At 74.5% G+C, this 18,791-nt stretch carries 21 protein-coding genes; 7 read left to right on the forward strand and 14 right to left on the reverse strand.

Features of this window, described 5'->3' with window-relative positions:
• Positions 1-7: 7 nt before the first annotated feature.
• From KZX45_RS13170 to KZX45_RS13180, 3 genes are read right to left on the reverse strand one after another with little or no spacing between them, the layout of a single operon-like run.
• Positions 8-1,441, reverse strand: a complete 1,434-nt coding sequence (locus KZX45_RS13170) for a hypothetical protein (protein ID WP_248258199.1) — start codon at positions 1,439-1,441, stop codon at positions 8-10.
• Entirely contained in the window at positions 1,438-2,148 is a 711-nt protein-coding gene (gene nadD, locus KZX45_RS13175) for a nicotinate-nucleotide adenylyltransferase (RefSeq protein WP_282453649.1), read from the reverse strand. The genes KZX45_RS13170 and nadD overlap by 4 nt, the downstream gene beginning before the upstream one ends.
• 16 nt (positions 2,149-2,164) lie before the next feature.
• On the reverse strand, positions 2,165-2,326 hold the full coding sequence (locus KZX45_RS13180) for a hypothetical protein (protein ID WP_248258200.1): 162 nt from the start codon (positions 2,324-2,326) through the stop codon (positions 2,165-2,167).
• Between the two features lie 217 nt (positions 2,327-2,543).
• Here KZX45_RS13180 and KZX45_RS13185 point away from each other — a divergent pair, with 217 nt between their 5' ends.
• Positions 2,544-3,362 (forward strand): alpha/beta fold hydrolase, encoded by an 819-nt coding sequence (locus KZX45_RS13185; protein ID WP_248258201.1) that lies wholly within the window; start codon positions 2,544-2,546, stop codon positions 3,360-3,362.
• Positions 3,363-3,379: 17 nt separating this feature from the next.
• On the opposite strand, the gene KZX45_RS13190 is transcribed toward KZX45_RS13185, so the two are convergent.
• From KZX45_RS13190 to KZX45_RS13210, 5 genes are all read right to left on the reverse strand, one after another.
• Positions 3,380-4,387 (reverse strand): CNNM domain-containing protein, encoded by a 1,008-nt coding sequence (locus tag KZX45_RS13190; RefSeq protein ID WP_248258261.1) that lies wholly within the window; start codon positions 4,385-4,387, stop codon positions 3,380-3,382.
• A complete protein-coding gene (locus KZX45_RS13195; protein ID WP_248258202.1) occupies positions 4,387-5,757 on the reverse strand; it encodes a hemolysin family protein in 1,371 nt (456 codons plus the stop codon). Before KZX45_RS13195 ends, KZX45_RS13190 begins: the two co-directional genes overlap by 1 nt.
• Before the next feature lie 192 nt (positions 5,758-5,949).
• A complete protein-coding gene (locus tag KZX45_RS13200) occupies positions 5,950-7,254 on the reverse strand; it encodes an alpha-amylase family glycosyl hydrolase (RefSeq protein ID WP_248258203.1) in 1,305 nt (434 codons plus the stop codon).
• 94 nt (positions 7,255-7,348) lie between these two features.
• Positions 7,349-7,783, reverse strand: a complete 435-nt coding sequence (locus KZX45_RS13205) for an SRPBCC domain-containing protein (protein WP_248258204.1) — start codon at positions 7,781-7,783, stop codon at positions 7,349-7,351.
• A gap of 149 nt (positions 7,784-7,932) precedes the next feature.
• Entirely contained in the window at positions 7,933-8,136 is a 204-nt protein-coding gene (locus KZX45_RS13210; protein ID WP_248258262.1) for an SDR family oxidoreductase, read from the reverse strand.
• 352 nt (positions 8,137-8,488) lie between these two features.
• Between KZX45_RS13210 and KZX45_RS13215 the strand changes: the two genes are divergently transcribed.
• Positions 8,489-8,908 (forward strand): pyridoxamine 5'-phosphate oxidase family protein, encoded by a 420-nt coding sequence (locus KZX45_RS13215; RefSeq protein ID WP_248258205.1) that lies wholly within the window; start codon positions 8,489-8,491, stop codon positions 8,906-8,908.
• Positions 8,909-8,997: 89 nt separating this feature from the next.
• On the opposite strand, the gene KZX45_RS13220 is transcribed toward KZX45_RS13215, so the two are convergent.
• Together KZX45_RS13220 and KZX45_RS13225 are read right to left on the reverse strand one after the other, a co-directional pair.
• Positions 8,998-9,837, reverse strand: a complete 840-nt coding sequence (locus KZX45_RS13220; protein WP_248258206.1) for an SDR family oxidoreductase — start codon at positions 9,835-9,837, stop codon at positions 8,998-9,000.
• Between the two features lie 135 nt (positions 9,838-9,972).
• Entirely contained in the window at positions 9,973-10,407 is a 435-nt protein-coding gene (locus KZX45_RS13225) for a VOC family protein (protein ID WP_248258207.1), read from the reverse strand.
• Positions 10,408-10,521: 114 nt separating this feature from the next.
• On the opposite strand from KZX45_RS13225, the gene KZX45_RS13230 reads away from it, so the two are divergent.
• Positions 10,522-10,923: a VOC family protein gene (locus tag KZX45_RS13230; RefSeq protein WP_248258208.1), complete on the forward strand. Its 402-nt coding sequence runs from the start codon at positions 10,522-10,524 to the stop codon at positions 10,921-10,923.
• 104 nt (positions 10,924-11,027) lie between these two features.
• Here the strand turns inward: KZX45_RS13230 and KZX45_RS13235 are convergent, their stop codons facing one another.
• Positions 11,028-12,200, reverse strand: coding sequence for an LCP family protein (locus KZX45_RS13235; RefSeq protein ID WP_248258209.1), 1,173 nt, complete (start codon positions 12,198-12,200; stop codon positions 11,028-11,030).
• 377 nt (positions 12,201-12,577) lie between these two features.
• Positions 12,578-13,813, reverse strand: a complete 1,236-nt coding sequence (locus KZX45_RS13240) for an AGE family epimerase/isomerase (RefSeq protein ID WP_248258210.1) — start codon at positions 13,811-13,813, stop codon at positions 12,578-12,580.
• 148 nt (positions 13,814-13,961) lie between these two features.
• Here KZX45_RS13240 and KZX45_RS13245 point away from each other — a divergent pair, with 148 nt between their 5' ends.
• Together KZX45_RS13245 and KZX45_RS13250 are read left to right on the forward strand one after the other, a co-directional pair.
• Positions 13,962-14,630 (forward strand): DsbA family protein, encoded by a 669-nt coding sequence (locus KZX45_RS13245; RefSeq protein WP_248258211.1) that lies wholly within the window; start codon positions 13,962-13,964, stop codon positions 14,628-14,630.
• Positions 14,627-14,851, forward strand: coding sequence for a hypothetical protein (locus tag KZX45_RS13250; protein WP_248258212.1), 225 nt, complete (start codon positions 14,627-14,629; stop codon positions 14,849-14,851). Before KZX45_RS13245 ends, KZX45_RS13250 begins: the two co-directional genes overlap by 4 nt.
• An 87-nt stretch (positions 14,852-14,938) precedes the next feature.
• Here KZX45_RS13250 and KZX45_RS13255 read toward each other — a convergent pair whose 3' ends face one another.
• On the reverse strand, positions 14,939-15,235 hold the full coding sequence (locus tag KZX45_RS13255) for a UBP-type zinc finger domain-containing protein (RefSeq protein ID WP_248258213.1): 297 nt from the start codon (positions 15,233-15,235) through the stop codon (positions 14,939-14,941).
• 211 nt (positions 15,236-15,446) lie between these two features.
• Here KZX45_RS13255 and KZX45_RS13260 point away from each other — a divergent pair, with 211 nt between their 5' ends.
• Positions 15,447-16,103: a pyridoxal 5'-phosphate synthase gene (locus KZX45_RS13260; protein WP_248258214.1), complete on the forward strand. Its 657-nt coding sequence runs from the start codon at positions 15,447-15,449 to the stop codon at positions 16,101-16,103.
• Positions 16,104-16,191: 88 nt separating this feature from the next.
• The gene (locus KZX45_RS13265) at positions 16,192-17,307 is read left to right on the forward strand and encodes an aromatic acid exporter family protein (protein WP_248258215.1); all 1,116 of its coding nucleotides are present in this window, start codon (positions 16,192-16,194) and stop codon (positions 17,305-17,307) included.
• 16 nt (positions 17,308-17,323) lie between these two features.
• On the opposite strand, the gene KZX45_RS13270 is transcribed toward KZX45_RS13265, so the two are convergent.
• Complete coding sequence (locus tag KZX45_RS13270; RefSeq protein WP_248258216.1) at positions 17,324-18,673, reverse strand: glutamate-5-semialdehyde dehydrogenase; 1,350 nt, start codon at positions 18,671-18,673, stop codon at positions 17,324-17,326.
• Positions 18,674-18,791 lie beyond the last annotated feature (118 nt).

Here is an 18,791-nt window from a genome sequence, read left to right on the forward strand (position 1 = left end):
GGCGATCCTACGGGTTCGGCCCGACCAGGGCCGACGTCGCCTGGGCGAGGGACTGGATCCGCATGGAAGCACCGTCGGCCTCCTGGTTGAACGCCAGCAGCCCGATGAGCAGGCCGATGACGATCGCGACGAGGACCAGGGCGACGATCTTGACGAGCGACGCGGCCGGGTTGCGGGTGTCGGCCTCGTCGTCGTGACCGTCCTCCGCCGCGTCGTCGGCGACGCCGTCGGCGCTACGGGCGCTCCGGGCGCTGCCCGCGCCGGCCATGCGATCGCGCACCGACCGCCGCGCGGGCTCCGGGGCGCCGCGCTCGGTCGGCTCGTCGGGCGACTGTGACGACGCTGCGGAGAACTCGGCGAGGGGCGCCCACTGGGGACGCGCCTCCTCCTCGTCGTAGTCGTCGTCGGGGCCGTCGTCCAACGCGGCCGCCGCGACCGCCTCGGGGCCGCTGGCCGCCGACGGGAAGCGACCGGGCGACGCCGCGGACCGGGCACGCTCCGCGTCGGTGGGCTCGCGGCGCACCGGTGCGAAGGCCGGCCCGGGGGGCGCCGGGGCAGCCGCCGGCGCGGAGCCGGTGACGTCGGCCGGTCGCGCGGGAGCCGGCCGCCCGGGGGTGGGGGCGCTGGGCGGCGACGCGGGCGTCTCCGTGCCCTGGGCGGCAGGCGGCACCGCGTCGATGACGAGCGTGCTGTCGTCGGTGACCGCGGGAAGGCCGACGGCGGACTCCCACCCGGCCGGGTCGGTGGTCACCGGCGGCTCGTCGGCCACCGGGCCGGGGCGCGCGGGCTGTGCGGAGCCGGCAGCGACGGGCCGGACGCCGGTCAGCGTGCCGGTGGAGTCCAGGGTGCGGATGCCCTTGGCGGTGTGAGGGGCGCGGACCACCGGGCGGCGTGCGGTGGCCGTGCGCTCGGCGGGGCCGTCCTCCGGCACGGCGACGTCGGTCCGCACGCGGTCGCGCAACGAGCGGCGGGACAGGGGCGCAGCCTGGACGGCCGGCGACGCGTCGGCCGGGCGCACCTCCTCCGCCGGGGTCGGGGCGGCGTCCGCCACCCGGTCCCGTGCCGAGGGCGCGGGCGGCTGCGCGGTCCGAGGCTTCTCCGAGGCCGCGGTCGGTTCCCCGGTTCCGGGCTGCGACGTCGGCACTGTGCGCGAGGCGGGGCCTTCGGCGCCGGCGGCGCGATCCGTCGCGGCGACCGACCGGGCCAGGGCGGCCTCCGGCGGGAGTGGTCTGCCGTCGTCGTCGACGAGTGGCAGCTCACCCGTGGCGATGGCCTCCAGGCGCGCCTGCTCCTCGAGCTGGCGGATGCGCAGCTCGCGCCGGGTCAGCGGCCGCGCCTGCCCGGCCCGCTCGGCCGCCAGACGTGCGGCGCGCTCGGCCTCTCGGCGTCGCCTGCGCTCTCCCAGACCACCCGTCTCCGTGGAGGGTTCCTGCTGGTTCACTTACCTGCTCCCACGGCCCGGGGCGGCAGACTGACGCTGCGCTCGTCCCGGGCTCTCGTCGTCATGCGCGGCCGGGGCCGCGAGAAGTCGTCGACCTTCGCCGAGCCCTTGCGGTAGAGCCCGTACTTGGCGATGTACTGCACCACGCCGTCCGGCACGAGGTACCAGACCGGCTTGCCCGCGGCGACGCGCCCACGGCAGTCCGTCGACGAGATGGCCATGGCGGGCACCTCCAGCAGCGAGACGCCGGCCTCGGGCAGCCCCGAGGTGTCGAGCTCGTGGCCCGGGCGTGTGACGCCGATGAAGTGGGCGAGCGACCACAGCTCGTCGGCGTCCTTCCAGGTCAGGATCTGCGGCAGGACGTCCGCCCCGGTGATGAAGTACAGGTCGGTGTCGGGCATCTGCGCCTTGAGCTCGCGCAAGGTGTCGATCGTGTAGGTCTTGCCCGGCCGGTCGATCTCCAGGCGCGAGACGGTGAAGCGCGGGTTCGACGCCGTCGCCACGACCGTCATGAGGTATCGGTGCTCGGCCTGCGTGACGTCGCGGTCCGTCTTGAACGGCTGCTCACCGGTCGGGACGAAGATCACCTCGTCGAGCGCGAAGGACTCCAGGACCTCGCTCGCCGCGACGAGGTGCCCGTGGTGCACCGGGTCGAAGGTGCCGCCCATGACACCGACCCGCCGCCTCGGCCGAGGACCCCACGCCATCGCAGCTCCTGCTGGGTCAGTGACGCGTGTGGACGTTGCGGAAGCCGTACGTCACCAGCAGGAGGAGGACGAAGATCGCCAGGGTGAGCCCTCCCAGGACGTACGGGCTCACGGCCGCCCCGCCGGCCTCGGCGTGCTCCACCTGCTCGGCGGCGAACATCACTAGCGAGCTCTTCATTCAAGGTCCCCTTCTACCCGTCCTGCTGATGCTGGGGGACAGTCTTGCATGACTGCCCGACGGCGGTCGCCGCCGACCACGTGGCCCGCGTCGCACTCGCGCCGGGCGACGCTGCGCCCTCCTGCGGCTGGGTAGAACTGCCCATGTCGTTCGCCCCGCCGCCGCGCACCCTGGACCGTGAGCGCACCCGCGTTCCGGGAACAGGGAGAAGAGTCACATGACCACCACGACCGCTCCGACCCTGGTGACGTCCGAGGACGGCACGCAGATCGCCGTCTTCGTCTCGGGCCGGGGCCGCCCGCTCGTCCTCGTCCCGGGAACGACCTCCGACCACACGACCTGGCGGCTGACCGTGCCGCTCCTCGAGCCCCACGTGGAGGTCCGCGCCGTGGACCGCCGCGGCCGCGGGGCCAGCGGGGACGGGCCGCGGTACTCCCTCGCGCGCGAGTTCGCCGACGTGGCGGCCGTGGTCGACGCCGCGGCGGCCGAGCACGGCGGCCCGGTCGACCTCATGGGGCACTCCTTCGGCGGCAACGTCGCGTTCGGCGCGGCGGCGCGGACGCCCAACCTGCGCCGGCTGGTGCTCTACGAGGGCTGGCCCGTGCCGGACCTGGCGGACCGCACGGCCGCGCCCGGCACGCTCGAGCGGCTCGACGAGCTGCTCGCCAGGAACCGGCCGGAGGAGCTCCTAGAGACCATGTACTGCGACCTGGTCCACCTGTCCGACGGCGAGATCGCTCAGCTCCGCTCGGCGCCCACGTGGCCCGCCCGGGTCGCCGCCGCGCCCACCGTGCCCCGCGAGGTGCGCGCGTTCGGTGAACAGGCCTTCGACCCCTCGGAGGCGGCGCGGATCGGCGTCCCGGTGCTGCTGCTGGTCGGCGAGGAGTCCCCCGACGACGTCCGGGCGGACCCGGGGACCGTCGCCGCCGCCCTGCCGGACGCCCGCGTGGAGGTGCTGCCGGGTCAGGCGCACATGGCCCACCTGTCGGCGCCGGAGGTGCTCGCTGCGGCCGTGCTGGACTTCCTCGGGGACTGAGCTTCCGCAAGGACGGGCTACACGCTCGCCCCGACGGCCGGGAACAGGCGTCGCAGCACGTCGGCGAGCGTGACCACGCCGACCACCGTCACGCCGTCGGTGACCACGGCGAGATGGTTGCGCGTGCGGCGCATGGTGGCGAGCGCCGCGTGCACGGTGGTCGCCCGGTCGAGCGTGAACACGTCGCGGACGAACGGCGCGGCGGCGGCCTCGTCCGGCGCGGTGAGGGTGTCGCGCACGTGGACGACGCCGGTGACCTGGTCGCCGTCCCCGACCAGCACCCGCAGGTGGCCGGTGCGGCGGGTGGCCGCACGCACCTCCCCCACCGTGGCGCCGGCGGGCACGATCGTCGCGGGACCGCTCCCGACGAGTTCCCCCACCGTGAGCTTCTGCATCTCCAGGGCACCGGAGATCTGGGCGAAGTAGCGCGCGTCCAGAGCGCCGACGTTCGCGGAGTGCTCCACGAGGTGGCGCAACGTGTCCGGGTCGGTGCCGACCGCGGGCGCGTCCGGGTCTGCGCCCGCCCGGCGGACCAGCCAGTTCGCCGCGGCGTTGAGGGCCTGCAGCAGCGGCCGCGCGGCCCACATGAACGCCCGCATCGGCAGCGCCAGGAGGATCGCGGACCGCTCGGGGTGCGCGATGGCCCAGGACTTCGGCGCCATCTCCCCCACCACGAGGTGGAGGAACGTGACGATGATCAGCGCGAGGACGAACCCGGCGACGTCGGCCGCCACCAGCGGCACGCCCCAGTCCTCGAGGAGCGGGGTCAGCCAGTGGTGGACGGCGGGCTTGGTGATGGCGCCGAGCGCCAGGGTGCACACCGTGATGCCGAGCTGGGAGCCGGCCAGGAGCAGGGTCAGCTCGGAGGAGCTGCGCAGGGCGGCCCGGGCGGCCCGGCTGCCGGACGCCGCGTCCTCGAGCCGGTGCCGGCGGGCGGCCATGAGGGAGAACTCGACGGCCACGAAGAACGCGCTGAGCGCGATGATGGCGACGGTCGCGGCCAGCACCACGAGGGGGTTCTCGATCACCGGGCCACCTCCTCGCCGGCGCCGGGCAGGGTGATGCGCACGGTCGACGGCACGTGCCGCTCGACCTGCAGGACCTCGACCCGGATGTACCTCGGCTCCGGCTCGCCCTCGCGGACCAGGTCGCCCGGGTCCGGCGGCAGCTCGATGTCGAGAGCGGTCCCGACCTCGGCGAGCCCGCCGTGGTGGGCCATCACGAGCCCCGCGACGGTCTCGTAGTCGCCCCGGGGCAGGTCCGCGCCGAGGGCCCGCTCGAGCTCGTCGACGTGGACGTCGCCCGACATCACCCAGACGCCGTCGCCCTCCTCGGGCCGGTAGGTGGGCACCACGGGGTCGTGCTCGTCGGTGATCTCCCCGACGAGCTCCTCGGCCAGGTCCTCGAGGGTGAGAACCCCGGTGAAACCGCCGTACTCGTCGACGACGCAGGCGAGCTGGTTCGTCGACTCGCCGAGCCGGCGCAGCGCGTCCGGCAGCGCGGTCAGGTGCGAGATCACCAGCGGCGGCCGCATGAGGGCGGTGACCGGTGCGTCGTCGGGCTCGGTGGTGCTGAGCACGTCGGCCAGGTGCACGACGCCGACGACGTCCTGGGTGTTCTCCGCGAGGACGGGGTAGCGCGAGTGCCCGCTCGTCATGAGCGTGCGGACGTGGCCGACGGTGTCGACGTCCTCGACGGTGTCGACGCGGGAGCGCGGGATCATGGCGTGCTCGACGGTGCGGCGCGGGAAGTCGAGGATGCGGTCGAGCATCATCGACAGCTCGACCGAGAGGTCGCCGGTCTCACGGGACTCCTCGACGATGTGCTCCAGGTCCCTCGCCGTCGCCGAGTGCTCGACGTCGTGCACGGGCTCCATCCGCAGGGCGCGCAGCAGCAGGTTGGAGGCCTGGTCGAACACCCAGATCAGCCAGCCGAACAGCGTGAGGTAGATGGTCGTCGAGCGTGCGAGCCGAAGGGCCACGGGCCCGGGCCTTGCGATGGCGAAATTCTTGGGGAACAGCTCGCCGAACACCATCTGCACGACGGTGGAGAACAGCAGGGCGAGCACGGCGCCGCCGGCGGCGGACACCCCCGCGGAGACACCGACGCCGCCCAGCATCGTGCCGAGCGCCGTGCCGATGAGCGGCTCCGCGACGTAGCCGACCAGCAGTCCGGTGACGGTGATGCCCAGCTGGGCGCCCGAGAGCATGAACGACGTGCGCCGCGTGATGGACAGCACCCGCTTCGCGCCGTCGTCCCCGGCCTGGGCGCGGGCGCTCGTGCGCGACCGGTCGACGCCCATGTAGGCGAACTCCTGGGCGACGAAGTAGCCGGTGGCGGCGGTGATCAGCATGACCACGAGCACGCCGACGAGGAGGGACAGGACTGGTGTCACCGGCCGCGCACCGCCTCAGGTTCGAGGTACGCGGCCGAGGGTATGTGGTCTGTGTCCATGTCTCTCTTCGTGGGGCGGACGGCCGACGCGGGTGGCGTACAACCGGCGTTCAGCCTATCGGAGCGAACGGCCCGGGCCGCTCCGCGGGCCGGCCCGGGCCGCTCCGCGGGCCGACGGGGCGGCCCCGGCGGCTCAGCCCAGGACGGCCCAGCCGTGCGCAGGGACCCGGGCGTGCCCCTCGGCGAGGTCGGCGCGGCCGGCGAGAACCGTGCCGGCGCGGGCGTCGACCTCCGCCTCGTCGTCGCCGAGGTTGAGCACCACCACGAGCCGCTCCCCCGCCGCCGTCACCTCGTAGGCGAGGAGCTCGTTGGACAGCTCGAGCGGGGCGGTCCGCGCGCGGTGGAGCCACGGGTGGCGCCGGCGCAGCGAGATCAGCTCGCGGTGCAGCCGGAGCACCTCGGGATCGCCCGCCAGCTGGTCGGGCCGGTCCGGGAACGCCGGCCGGACGGCGTCGTCGCCGCCGACCCGGTCCTCCTTGACGCCCTCCAGGCCGAGCTCGTCGCCGGCGTAGACGGACGGCGTGCCACCGACGGTGAGGAGCACGGCCAGGGCGTGCGGCAGGTGGCGCCGGTCGCCCAGCCGCGAGGCGATGCGGGTGACGTCGTGGTTGCCCACGAAGGTCATGGGCGCGAACGTCTCCAGGAGGGCGTTGTGCCTGCCCAGAGCGTGGTCGAGCTCGTAGAGGTTTCGGTCGTTCAGGCTGCTCCAGATCGCCTTCCAGAGCTCGTACTGGGTGACCGCGTCGACCCCCGAGGCCGCCACGAAACCGGGGTAGTCGCCGTGGATCACCTCGCCGACCACGTACGCCTCCGGGAACTCCGCGCGCACCGCGGGCAGAACCTTCGCCCAGAACGACGGCGGCACCGCGTACGCGGCGTCAAGGCGCCAGCCGTCGGCGCCGGCCCGCAGCCAGTACCGCATGACCTCCTCGACGAGCTCGGCCACCGCGGGGGCGTCGTGGTCCAGCGCCACGAGCCCCTCGTGCCCCTCGAAGGTCGCGTACTCCGGGCGGGTCCCCGCGGCCGCGCCCTCCGGCCAGGCCAGCCGGAACAGCCCCGCCTCGGGGTGGTCGGGGCCGCCGTCGAGCGCGCGCAGGAAGGCGGGGTGCCGGGAGCCGACATGGTTGAAGACGCCGTCGAGGACCACCTTGAGGCCACGCTCGTGCGCGGCGGCGACCAGCGCGTCGAAGTCCGCGCGGTCGCCGAGCCGGGGGTCGATCGTGAAGTGGTCGACGGTGTCGTAGCCGTGGCTGTAGGAGGTGAAGACCGGCCCCAGCAGCAGCGCGGAGGCGCCGAGCTCGACGGCGTGGTCGAGCCAGCCGACCAGGCGCGGCAGCCGGTGCCGGACCGGCGCCGCCGGGTCGAGCACCGGTTCGGCGCCGACGAGGCCGAGGGGGTAGACGTGCCAGAAGATCGCGTGCTCGTGCCAGGTGGTCACGATCGACCATCCTGGCGCACGCACGGCCGTGGGGCGAGACCTCGGCCGCCGGCTCGGCGCGCCGGGTCGCGGGAGCGCTCGCCCACGGGCACCGTCAGCCGCTGAAGACCTCGGCCGCCTGCTTCAGCCCCTCCAGGGCCCGCCGCCAGTTCTCCGTGGAGTGCTCGGCGGCCTCCTCGGTCCGGTTGTTGTCCTGCGTCAGGGTCACGCGCGTCCCGTGCGGCGTCTCCTCGAGGGTCCAGGTCAGCGTGTGGTAGTTCTCCGGCACGTCCAGCTCACCGGTGAGCGGGCTGAAGTGGGTGTAGCGCAGCAGCCGAGGCTCCTCGACCTCCACGATCTCGCCGTGGTCCTGGAACGGCTTGCCCTCCCACTCGCCGGTGAAGGTGATCCGGCCCCCGGAGACGTAGTCGCTCTCGACGCTCGCGCCGAACATCACGTGCCGGGAGAGCTCGGGGCTGGTCAGCACGGTCCACACGGTGCGCGGGAGCGCGTCGATGTCGATGCTCGTCGTCGAGACGTGGTCGGCCATGGTGGCACCTCCCGGACCAGCGTCCTCCTCTCGCGGAGGCCGCACAAGGCGCCTCGGGAGCCCGGCAGCCGGCGCCGGCCACGCCGACCGGGCCTGCCTCCGGAGGGACGGGCCCGGGGTCGGGCTCGGCAACGTCAGCTCATCGGCTCTCAGACGCTCAGGTACCCGCCGTCGACCACGATCTGGGACCCGCTGACGAACGACGCCTTGTCGGACAGGAGGAAGCACACGACCTCGGCGACCTCCTTGGCTTCACCGAGCCGGCCGACGGGGTGCAGACCCTCCAGCGCGGTCCTGAGCTCGGTGCCGGTCCACTGCTCGATGAGCGGGGTCAGGATGTACCCGGGGTGCACCAAGTTGATGCGGATGCCCTGCCTGCCGTACTCGACCGACGCGTTTTGGTGAGGCCGGCGACGCCGTGCTTGGAGGCGGCGTCTGCCACCCCTCGAGCGTGAGCTCGCCGACGTGCTGCTCAGGGCGGACGATGCCCGCGTTGTTGAACGCCAGGTGCAGACCGCACGACCGACGTACCCGCGCCGGCGAGGATCTTCGGCCGTGGGACATTCGACCGTGCCGTCCCCCGACGAACTCGTGGGCGCGAGCGCAGGGTCGCCCTCCCGTTCCGGTACGGCGATCGGTGGTCGAGAGACGGCCATCCGAGAATGGGTCTGGTCCGTGCCGGTGGGAGTGGATACCTTCGCGGCCATGGCACTGACGAGGGTCGAGCGCGAGCAGTTCCTGGCCGAGCCGCACGTCGCGGCGCTGTCGGTGGAGTGCGGGGACGGACGAGCGCCGCTGACCGTCCCGATCTGGTACCAGTACTCCCCCGGCGCGCAGCTGTGGGTGCTCACGGGCGCCCGCTCCCGCAAGACGCAGCTCATCGAGGCCGCCGGACGGTTCACCATGATGGTCGACCGGGTCCGGCCCTCCGTCAGGTACGTGTCCGTCGAGGGCCCGGTCAGCGGCGTCGAGCCGGGCACCGAGGGGCACCTGGACGAGATCGCCCACCGGTACCTGCCGGAGCGGGCGGCGGCCCGCTACATCGACTTCGCCCGGGCGGAGCTCGGCGAGCAGGTCGTGATCTCGCTGCGGCCCGAGCGGTGGCTCAGCGCGGACCTCGGGTGACGCGCGGGCCGCGGTGACCCGCGGGCCTCGGGTGACCGACGTCGCCCCGCCGACGACGCGACGCGACCTCCGAGGCCCGGCCGCCGGGGTCAGGGCCGGCGCCAGTCGTCGCTCGTGAGGTGCGACCCGGCCATCGGGCCCATGGTGAGCATGCCGCCGTCCACGGCCCACGAGGCGCCGTTGACGTACCCGGCGTCCGGGCCGCAGAGGAACGCCACGGTGGCGGCGATCTCGCGGGCGTCGCCGGGCCGGGCGACGGGGATCCCGGGCCGGTACTTGTCGACCAGCACCGACTCGTCCTCCTGGCCGGTCATGGGCGTGGCGATCTCACCGGGCGCGACAGCGTTGACGGTGATGCCGTGCTCGGCCAGCTCGAGGGCGGCGACCTTGACCAGAAGGCCGAGACCGCCCTTGGCGGCGCAGTACGGCCCCGCCCCGACCCGCGGGGCGTGCTCGTGGACGGAGGTGATCGCGACGATCCGGCCGCCGTCGCCCGCGCCGACCATGTGGCGCGCCGCGGCCTGCAGGCAGCAGAACGCCCCGTCCAGGTCGACGGCGACGACGTCGCGCCAGCTCGCGTAATCCATCTCGAGCAGCAGCGTGGAGGTGCCCGTGCCGGAAGACATCACCAGGGTGTCGACGCCGCCCATCGTCCCGGCGAGCTCGTCCACGACCGCGGCGCCGTTCTGCGGGTCCGTCAGGTCGAGCCGGCGCACGTGCGCTACGGCACCCGCGGCTCGGACCTCCCGGGCCGTCGCCTCGGCCCCGTCGCTGTCCTCGTGCCAGGTGATGCCCACCTGCCGCCCAGGCGCGGCGAGGGCGACGGCGGTCGCCTTCCCGATCCCGGAGTCGGCCCCGGTGACCACGATCCGGCGCGGCTCGAAGGCGACGGGCTGCTCGGTCGGGCTCGGTCCGGCGCTCGATGCCACGGTTCCTCCTCGTCTCGTTCCCGTGCCGTGGGGGCGGTGCCCGTCACCGGGCGCCTTCGACGGTAGGTCGACACCTCCGTGCGTGCACGCCGGACGACGCCGCCGACCGTCCCCGGCGGAGCCGGACCGTCCGCATCAGTCGAGGCAGAACTCGTTCCCCTCCGGGTCCTGCATGACGATGTGCCCGGCGTCCAAGTTGTCGGGCTCGTACCGGCGCACCCGGCGGGCACCGAGCGCGAGGAGCTGCGCGCAGCGGTCCTCCAGGACCGCCATCCGCTCCTCGCCCTGCAGCCCGCTCGCCGTCCGCACGTCCAAATGCACCCGGTTCTTGGCCGTCTTCCCCTCGGGCACCCGCTGGAAGAACAGCCGTGGGCCGGCACCGTCCGGGTCGCGGATCGCGGACCGGTCGTTGCGTCGCTCGACGGGGACTCCCCACGCCGTCAGCGCCTCGTCCCACGAGGCGAAGCCGGGCGGCGGCGGTTCCAGCTCGTACCCGAGCACCTCGGCCCAGAACCGGGCCAGGGCGCCGGGGTCCCCCGCGTCGAAGGTGATCTGCACGCTTGCCGCCATGACGCCTCCTCAGGTCGTGGCCACGAGAGAACCACGCCGCTCCCGCACGCGCGAGGGCATGACCTCCCGTGCGGCTCCATGGTCACCCCGGACCGGGGTGGGTACGCTCGCGAGATGGGCGTCCATCAGCTGCGCGTCGTCGTCGAGGCCGAGGACTACGAGAAGGCCGTCGCGTTCTTCCGCGACGTGGTCGGGCTGCCGGTCGAGGAGACCTACTCCAGCGACGGCGGCGCGGAGGTGACGATCCTGGGCGCCGGCCGGGCCACCCTCGAGATCGCGAACCCGGCGCAGAAGGACCTCATCGACGACGTCGAGGTCGGGCGGCACGTGGCCCCGAAGATCCGCCTCGCCTTCCAGGTCGACGACACCCCCGGCATGACGGACCGGCTGGTCGAGGCGGGCGCCGAGCTCGTCGCCCCGCCCACCGTCACTCCGTGGCACTCCCTGAACTCGCGCCTCGAGGTGGCGGCGGGGCTGCACGTGACCCTCTTCGCCGAGGGCACGGACGCGTACTGACGCCGCCCACCGCCGACGGCTGACAGATCCCGCTGATCGATCACCACTGGCCGCGACCTTCGGTCGGCCCGTGGCCGCCGGGGCTACGCCGCGGGCGGGCGACGTCAGGGCACGTAGCCGCCGAGGGCGGGCGCTGCGGCCGGGTGCTCGGCGAGGTACTCGCCGATGCGGTCCTCGGCGAACGCGGCGGTGACGTTCCTCAGCGCCGGCTCGTCCAGCAGCACGATCGACTGCTTGCCGTCGGGGCTCCACCCGGTGCCGAGGTAGGGCGCGGTGACGAACCGGACCCCGTCCGGGCGCAGGCCCCGCGCGTCGATGGCCAGGTCGCGCATCCGCGAGATCGTCAGCCCCTCGTCCAGGGCCAGCGACCGGGTCAGCGCCTCGAGCGTGCTCATCAGCCGGGCGGGGTTGGTGAGGACCTCGCGGTCGAAGGCGGCCCGCATCATCGCGCGCATCCAGTTCTGGTGGCGCAGCACCCGCCCGAAGTCGCCGCCGGGCACGTCGTACCGTTCCCGTGCGTACGCGAGAGCCTGCTCGCCGTCGAGCACGTGGTCGCCCGGTTCGAGCGTCGTGCCGCCCGCCGTCAGCGGCTGCTCCAGCGTGATCTCCACCCCGCCCAGCTCGTCGGTCAGCTCGGAGAAGGACTCGAAATCGGCGACGGCGAAGTGGTCGATCCGCACCCCGGTCAGCTGCTCGACGGTCTGGATCATGAGGGTCGGACCGCCCCAGGAGAACGCGGCGTTGATCTTGGCCGTGCCGTGCCCGGGGATGGGCACCCAGGAGTCACGCGGGATGGACATGACCGTCAGGCTCTTCCGGTCCCCCGAGATCTGCACGAGCATGATCGCGTCCGTGCGCTGGGCGCCGGCCGTCCACCGGCTGGGGTCGCCCGCGGAGATCCGGCTGTCCGACCCGAGGACGAGGATGTTGACCGGTGGCGGCAGGACCGCCGCCGGGCCGTCCGCCTCGACCACGGTGCGCGGCTCGTTCACGGGGCGCTCGGGCAGTGCCGCGAACGGGTCCTCGATGCGCTCGATGCCCGCGTTCAGCCGGGCCTGCAGGTAGCTGACCCCGGCGACGCCGGCCCCGGCCACGGCGAGCACGATGGCGAGCGCCACGATCAGGGCGACGCGACCCGCACGCCTCGGGCGACGCCCGGGCGGCCGGTCGGGGCCGTCGAGCAGCGCGGCCGGGTCGTCGGGGACGTCGAGGGGAGGGGCCGGCCTGTGCGGCCGCCGCGGCTCGGCGCGACGCGGGGGTCGGGTCTCCGTCGCCATGTCAGGGTCCTTCCCGCGGCCACGCCGTACCGCCCCTGATCGGGGCGGGGACGACCCCGGCGCGCACCGCCACGGCGGGTCTCGTGACCCTGCCGTTGAGGCGTGCTGCGGGGTCGAGCATCGGCGGTGTCCTCGCTGTCGCTGGTCGTGGCCCAGCGCACCAGCGAGGGGGGAGCGCTCACGGCCCCTCCGGCGTTGATCCGGGGGTGAATCCCCTCTCTCGCCCCCCGGCCCGCAGGGGGGTGAGGCGGGGTGAGGCAGGGGGCGGACGGGCGCGGGAGACCGGGGCCCGAGTCAGGTGACGCGCGGCGCCGAGAGGCGACGGCGCGGCGGTACCGGCCCCCGGCGGAGGCGGGGCAAGGGGCCCGGCGGAAGCGCTAGCCGTCGAGCAGGCCGGCCGCCAGGGCGGGCGCGATCGCCGGAGCCACCGGCAGGCGCGGTAGCAGCGTGGCCTGCAGCGCGTGGTAGACGTCCGGCTTGCCCGGCCACGTCCGCGCGCTCGGCGCGTTCGTCGGGTCGAGCTCGTGCCGCCACGCCCCGGGCGCCTCGATCACATGCTCCGCGGCGTGGTCCCACCACGTGCGGTACCACCGCTGGTACTGCTCCTCGCCCGTGACGCGGTGCAGCGCCGCCGCCGCGCCGATCGCCTCCGCGACCACCCAGTGCATCCGCTCACGCACCACGGGCGCCCCCGCGCGGTCGACCGTGTAGACGAACCCGTCTGCGCCGTCGACCGCCCACCCCTCCGCGGCCCCGGCGGCGAAGAGCGAGCGTGCGGCGTCGAGCATCCAGGCACCCGGCTCACGGCCGCGGACGGCGAGCGCCCCGCGCGCCTGCAGGATCAGCCGCGCCCACTCGAACCAGTGCCCCACGGTGGCGCCGAAGGGGCGGAACGGGTGCGCCGGGTCCTCGCGGTTGTAGTCCGGCAGCGGCCGCCACGCCGGGTCGAAGTGCTCGGGGATGCGCCACGAGGCCGCGCTCGCGAACCCGGCCACACGCTCCACGATGCGCACGGCCCGGTCGAGCCAGGCGTCCTCGCCGGTGACGTCGGCGGTGGCGAGGTACGCCTCGACCGTGTGCATGTTCGCGTTGACGCCGCGGTAGGCCTCCAGCTCGGTGAAGGAGCGGTCCCAGCCCTCGACCACCATGCCCTCGTCCTCGCGCCAGAACCGCTCCAGGGAGATCCGCCGGGCCCGCTCAAGCAGCGCGGCCGCGCCGGGCCGGCCGGCGGCCGTCGCGGAAGAGGCGGCGAGGAGGACGAACGCGTGCGGGTAGGCCTCCTTGCGGTCCGCCGTCGGCCCCACCGGCCCGACGGCGGGGAACCAGCCCCCGTGCTCGGGATCCTCGAACGCCGTGGCCAGGGCCTCCAGGCCGTGGTCGACCAGCGGGGCGCAGCCGGGGCGGCCGAGCAGGGCGCCCAGGGAGAAGGCGTGCACCATGCGGCAGGTGATCCACAGCTCGGCCGGGCGGTCCGGGTCCACCGCACCGGCGGCGTCGAGGTAGCCGAAGCCCTGCGGGGTCCGGGCGCCGCGGGCGAAGCGCAGCAGCGCGTCGGACTCGGCCTCCAGCCAGCGCGCGTGCGCGGGCGATCCCAGCCAGCTGCCTGCGGTCATGGCACCTCTCCCCGCTCGCGTCCGGACCGGTCGACGGCCCCGTCCCGCCGGGCAGCCTATCGACGGCGGTGCGTCCGTCGGCGCAGGCGTGGCCGTCCTCACCGGACCGGCCCGGAATGAAGTCCGGGACGGTCCGGTTGACCCGGTCATGAGCGAACCCATCACCGTGCATGTCTGGTCCGACGTCGCCTGCCCGTGGTGCTTCATCGGCAAGCGCCGCTTCGAGAAGGGCGTCGAGCAGTTCGGCGGCGACGTCACGCTCGAGTACCACTCGTTCGAGCTCGCCCCCGACACCCCGGTGGACTTCGAGGGCTCCGAGGTGGACTTCCTCGCCGGCCACAAGGGCATGCCCAAGGAGCAGGTCGCCCAGATGCTGTCGCAGGTGACCCAGCTCGCCGCCGCGGAGGGGCTGGCCTACGACTTCGACGCCCTGCGGCACACGAAGACCCTCAAGGCGCACGAGGTGCTCCACCTCGCCAAGGCCCGCGGCGTCCAGCTCGACCTCATGGAGAAGCTCTTCTCCGCCTACTTCGAGCAGGGCCGGCACGTCGGCCACGACGAGGACCTCGTGGCGGTCGCCGTCGAGGCCGGCCGCGACGCCGACGAGGGCCGCACCGCCCCCCCGGAGGGGACCAACCGCGAGGCGGGCGAGCAGGACATCGCCCAGGCGCGCGCCTACGGCATCAACGGCGTGCCGTTCTACGTCATCGAGAACAAGTACGGGGTCTCGGGCGCCCAGGCGCCCGAGACCTTCGCGCAGGTGCTGCAGAAGGTCACCGAGGAGAAGGCCGCCGCTGCGGTGGAGCCCGCCCGATGACCGGGCCGACGACCGACCGGGCGGCGCAGGGGCCGCCGGTCGAGGGCACGGCGGTAGGTGCCACGCCGGTGGACGGGACGACGGCGGACGGGACGACGGCGGAGCCGTCGCCGTTCAGTCTCGCCCCGGTCCCGGGGCTGCAGGCGATCGGCGGGGACGCCGTCGGGTTCTGCGGCCCGGACGGGTGCTACCCGGCCCCCGCCGCGGTACCCGCCAGCTAGCTGGCCCGGGGGTCGCAGTACCCGCCACCTGGCCAGGGGCAGCCGTGGTACCTGCCAGCAGGCCGGGGGCGGGACGGGGCGGCCGGCTCAGGCGTGGGAAGGCGCAGGCGGAGCGCCGACGAGCTCGAAGGTCAGGTCGTCCGGGTAGCAGTAGAACCATCCCTCGCCCGGCTCGTAGGACCGGACCACCGGGTGCCCGACCTTGAGGGCGTGCGCCCGGGCGTGCCGGTTCGGCGAGGAGTCGCAGCACGCGATGTGCCCGCACGTCTGGCACGCCCGCAGATGCACCCACCGGCCGCCGGCGGCCAGGCACTCCTCGCACCCCGGCGCGTCCGGGTCGACCGCGTCGTAGTCGATGAGGTCGAGGTGCGAGCACAGACTCATTGCCCCATCCCCTCGCATCGGCGCCACCCCCGTCAAGAGGCACTTCGCCCGAGGTTCGCGGCACGTTCGCCCGCCGGACACGATCACCCGGACGACGGCGGGCCGTTTCCTGCCGCCGGCGTCGGTCCGTGGAATGCTGCCCGGACGAGCGACGTGGAGGAGACATGACGTTTCTGCTGCCCGGCCCGGTCGACGACGCGGACCGACGCCCGTGAGCGACCTGCGCGCGCGCCTGCGCGCCCTGCCCACCTTCCCGGCCGACCTGCCCGCGCTCGACCCGGGAGCCGCCCCGGACGACCCGGTCGTGCTGTTTCTCCGCTGGCTCGCCGACGCGGCCGCCGGCGGTGCGCCGGCCCCGCACGCGATGGTGCTGGCGACGGCGGACGCGGACGGCCACGTCAGCGCCCGCAACGTCCTCCTCACCGACCTCGACGACGACGGCTGGCACTTCTCCACGCACCGCTCCAGCCCGAAGGCGGCCGCGCTGGCGGCCAACCCACGGGCGGCCCTGACGTTCTTCTGGCCGGCGCACGGCCGGCAGGTGCGGGTCGCCGGCGTCGTGCGGGACCTCGGCGCGGAGGACTCGGTGTTCCTCACCCGGTCCGAGGCCTCCCGGGTCGGCACCCTCGTCGGCCACCAGAGCGAGCAGCTTCCCGGCCTGGACGAGTACGCCACCGCGTACGCCCGGACCGAGGAGCGGGTGCACGCCGAGCCCGGGCTGGTCGACCCCGACTGGGCCGACCACGCCCTGCGACCCGAAACCGTGGAGTTCTTCCAGGCGGCACGGCCGGGCAACATCAGGCTGCGCTACCGGGCCGGGCACGACCCGAGACGCCCCGCGTGGCTGACGGAGCTGCTCTGGCCGTAGGCCGTGCCGCCGGTCACGCGGGCAATGTTTCGGACGGACACCGACGGCTGTGAACGTGCTAGGACGGACGCCGACCGAAGGAGGGGTCATGGCCCAGACCGGGACCACGCCCCGGGCCGAGCTCGTCCGCCGCCCCGGGCGGCTGCTGCGCGCCTGGATCCGCCATCCGCAGGTGGCGCTGGCCGTCCGCGGCGCGCTGGCGGCGTCGATCGCCTGGTACGTCGCCGGGCTCCTGCCCGACCCGGCAGGTGACTATCCCTACTACGCGCCGCTCGGTGCCGTCGTGGCGACCACCTTCACCCTCGCCGGCTCGGTGCGGGAGTCGTTCCAGTCTGTGGCGGCCATCGCGCTGGGTGGCGTCATCGCCTACGTCGGTGACCTGGTGGGGGTGGAGCAGAGCCCGGTCACGGTGGCGGTCGTCGTCGCCCTCGGCGTGCTCGTCACCGGGTGGCGCCTGCTCGGCTCGATGTCGAGCTGGGTGCCCACCGCCGCCCTGTTCACGCTCGTCATCGGCGGCGGCGAGGCGTTCTTCATCGGCGTGTACGCCGGCCTGGTGCTCCTCGGCGCCGCGATCGGCATCGCGATCAACGGTATCTTCCCGCCGCTGCTCCTGGCCCCGGCGCAGCGCGCGGTCGAGGTGGTCCGGCTCGAGCTCGCGGACCAGCTCTCCGACGTCGCGGAGGCGCTGGACCGGGACGAGCCGCTCGACGCGGAGGACTGGGACCGCAGGCTGCACGAGATCTCGCCGAAGCGCTGGCGCATGCGCAACGCCGTGCAGGAGGCGGACGACGCCCGGCGGGGCAACCGCCGCGCCCGCCGGTACGCGAACCAGCTTGACGACCTCGACCGCCAGGCGCGAGCCCTCGACCGCGTCGCGATGCTCGTCGTCGACCTCACCGACGTGCTCTCCGCCGAGGAGCGGGCGGACCGGGACGAGGTCCCGCTCGGTCCCACCCTGCGGCGGCCGGCCGCCGAGGCGCTGCGCCGCCTCGAGGACGTGGTCCGCCACGTGGACCGGGCGAGCATCGGCGACGACACGGTCCTCGCCACCCGCGAGGCGCTCGCCGACTACGCGACGGCCGTCGACCGGGCCCGGACGGACGCGCCCGGCGGCGGCACGATGGTGGCCGGCTCGCTCGCCGTGACGATCCGGCGCTGCCTCGACGAGCTCCTCGCCATGCGCGCCCCCGTCGACGCAGCCTGACCGGCCAGCGCGGGCGTCACTCCCGGATCTGTCCGTCGCCCTCCACGATCCACGTGGTGGTGGTGAGCTCGGCCAGCCCCATCGGGCCGCGGGCGTGCAGCTTCTGGGTGGAGATGCCGATCTCCGCGCCGAGCCCGAACTGGCCGCCGTCGGTGAAGCGGGAGGAGGCGTTGACGATCAGCGCCGCGGAGTCGAGCTCCGTGGTGAAGCGCTGCACGGACCGGGTGTCCGTGGTGCAGATGACCTCCGTGTGGCCGGACGAGTACCGCCGGATGTGCTCGAGGGCCTCGTCCAGGGAGTCGACGACCCGCACGGCCAGGTCGAGCGAGAGGTACTCGGTCTCCCAGTCCGTCTCCGTGGCCGGCTCGAAGCGCAGGCCCTCCGGGACCGTGGCCGCGACGGCGTCGTCGCCGTGGACGGTGACGTCCTTCGCCCGCAGCGCCTCGAGCACCGCCGGCAGGAACGTGGGCGCGACCTCCCGGTGGACCAGCAGGGTCTCGGCGGCGTTGCAGACCCCGGTGCGCTGGGTCTTGGAGTTGAGCACGATCGGCACGGCCTGCGCGACGTCGGCCGACGCGTCGACGAACACGTGGCAGTTGCCCACGCCGGTCTCGATGACCGGCACGACCGACTCGGTCACCACGGTCCGGATGAGGTCCGCGCCCCCGCGCGGGACCAGGACGTCGACGAGCCCCCGGGCGCGCATGAGCTCGACGGCGCCGGCCCGTCCGTAGGCGTCGATGGACTGCACGAGCTCGCGCGGGAGGCCCTGCCCCTCGAGTGCCTCGCCGAGCACGGCGACGATCACCTCGTTCGAGCTCGCCGCCGCCGAGCCGCCGCGGAGCACGACGGCGTTGCCGGACTTCAGCGCGAGCCCCGCCGCGTCGACGGTCACGTTGGGGCGGGCCTCGTAGATCATCCCGACCACGCCCATCGGCACGCGCACCTGCCGCAGCCGCAGCCCGTTGGGCAGGGTCGAGCCGCGCACGATCTCGCCCACCGGGTCGGGCAGCGCCGCGAGCTCGCGCAGCGCGTCCGCGATGCCGCCGATCCGGCCCTCGTCGAGCGCCAGGCGGTCCAGCAGGGACTCCTTCATGCCGTTCTCGCGCCCGCGGGCCAGGTCCGCGGCGTTGGCCGCGACGATCCGGCCGGCGTGCGCGACGAGCGCGTCCGCCATGGCGTGCAGCGCGGCGTCCTTGGTCGCCCGGGTCGCCGTCGCGAGGGCCCTCGAGGCGGTCTTGGCCGCCCGGGCGATCGCCAGCACGCCCTCGCGCGCGTCGTCGGTCCCGGCGGTTCCCTGCTGCTTCCCGACGGCGCCGGCGTCCTCGCCGGGCCGCGCGTGCGTGGGGTACGTGATCTCCGTCATGCGCCACAGGGTAGGCCGTGGCGACCGCGCCCGGGAGCCCCGTCCGCGACCGCGGCGCCCGAGAACCCCGTCCGCGACCGCGGCGCCCGGGACCCCCTTCCGCGACCGCGCGCCCGGG

The organism is Georgenia sp. EYE_87, from assembly GCF_023148685.1.
In the GTDB taxonomy this organism is placed as follows: domain Bacteria; phylum Actinomycetota; class Actinomycetes; order Actinomycetales; family Actinomycetaceae; genus Georgenia.

Excerpts from the sequence above, each read along its gene's own strand:
- KZX45_RS13245 (WP_248258211.1), top strand. The coding sequence starts at position 13,962 with ATGAGCGAACCCATCACCGTGCATGTCTGGTCCGACGTCGCCTGCCCG.
- KZX45_RS13185 (WP_248258201.1), top strand. The coding sequence starts at position 2,544 with ATGACCACCACGACCGCTCCGACCCTGGTGACGTCCGAGGACGGCACG.
- KZX45_RS13270 (WP_248258216.1), bottom strand. The coding sequence starts at position 18,673 with ATGACGGAGATCACGTACCCCACGCACGCGCGGCCCGGCGAGGACGCC.
- KZX45_RS13215 (WP_248258205.1), top strand. The coding sequence starts at position 8,489 with ATGGCACTGACGAGGGTCGAGCGCGAGCAGTTCCTGGCCGAGCCGCAC.
- KZX45_RS13265 (WP_248258215.1), top strand. The coding sequence starts at position 16,192 with ATGGCCCAGACCGGGACCACGCCCCGGGCCGAGCTCGTCCGCCGCCCC.
- KZX45_RS13255 (WP_248258213.1), bottom strand. The coding sequence starts at position 15,235 with ATGAGTCTGTGCTCGCACCTCGACCTCATCGACTACGACGCGGTCGAC.
- nadD (WP_282453649.1), bottom strand. The coding sequence starts at position 2,148 with ATGGCGTGGGGTCCTCGGCCGAGGCGGCGGGTCGGTGTCATGGGCGGC.
- KZX45_RS13225 (WP_248258207.1), bottom strand. The coding sequence starts at position 10,407 with ATGGCGGCAAGCGTGCAGATCACCTTCGACGCGGGGGACCCCGGCGCC.
- KZX45_RS13230 (WP_248258208.1), top strand. The coding sequence starts at position 10,522 with ATGGGCGTCCATCAGCTGCGCGTCGTCGTCGAGGCCGAGGACTACGAG.
- KZX45_RS13240 (WP_248258210.1), bottom strand. The coding sequence starts at position 13,813 with ATGACCGCAGGCAGCTGGCTGGGATCGCCCGCGCACGCGCGCTGGCTG.
- KZX45_RS13250 (WP_248258212.1), top strand. The coding sequence starts at position 14,627 with ATGACCGGGCCGACGACCGACCGGGCGGCGCAGGGGCCGCCGGTCGAG.
- KZX45_RS13180 (WP_248258200.1), bottom strand. The coding sequence starts at position 2,326 with ATGAAGAGCTCGCTAGTGATGTTCGCCGCCGAGCAGGTGGAGCACGCC.
- KZX45_RS13205 (WP_248258204.1), bottom strand. The coding sequence starts at position 7,783 with ATGGCCGACCACGTCTCGACGACGAGCATCGACATCGACGCGCTCCCG.
- KZX45_RS13235 (WP_248258209.1), bottom strand. The coding sequence starts at position 12,200 with ATGGCGACGGAGACCCGACCCCCGCGTCGCGCCGAGCCGCGGCGGCCG.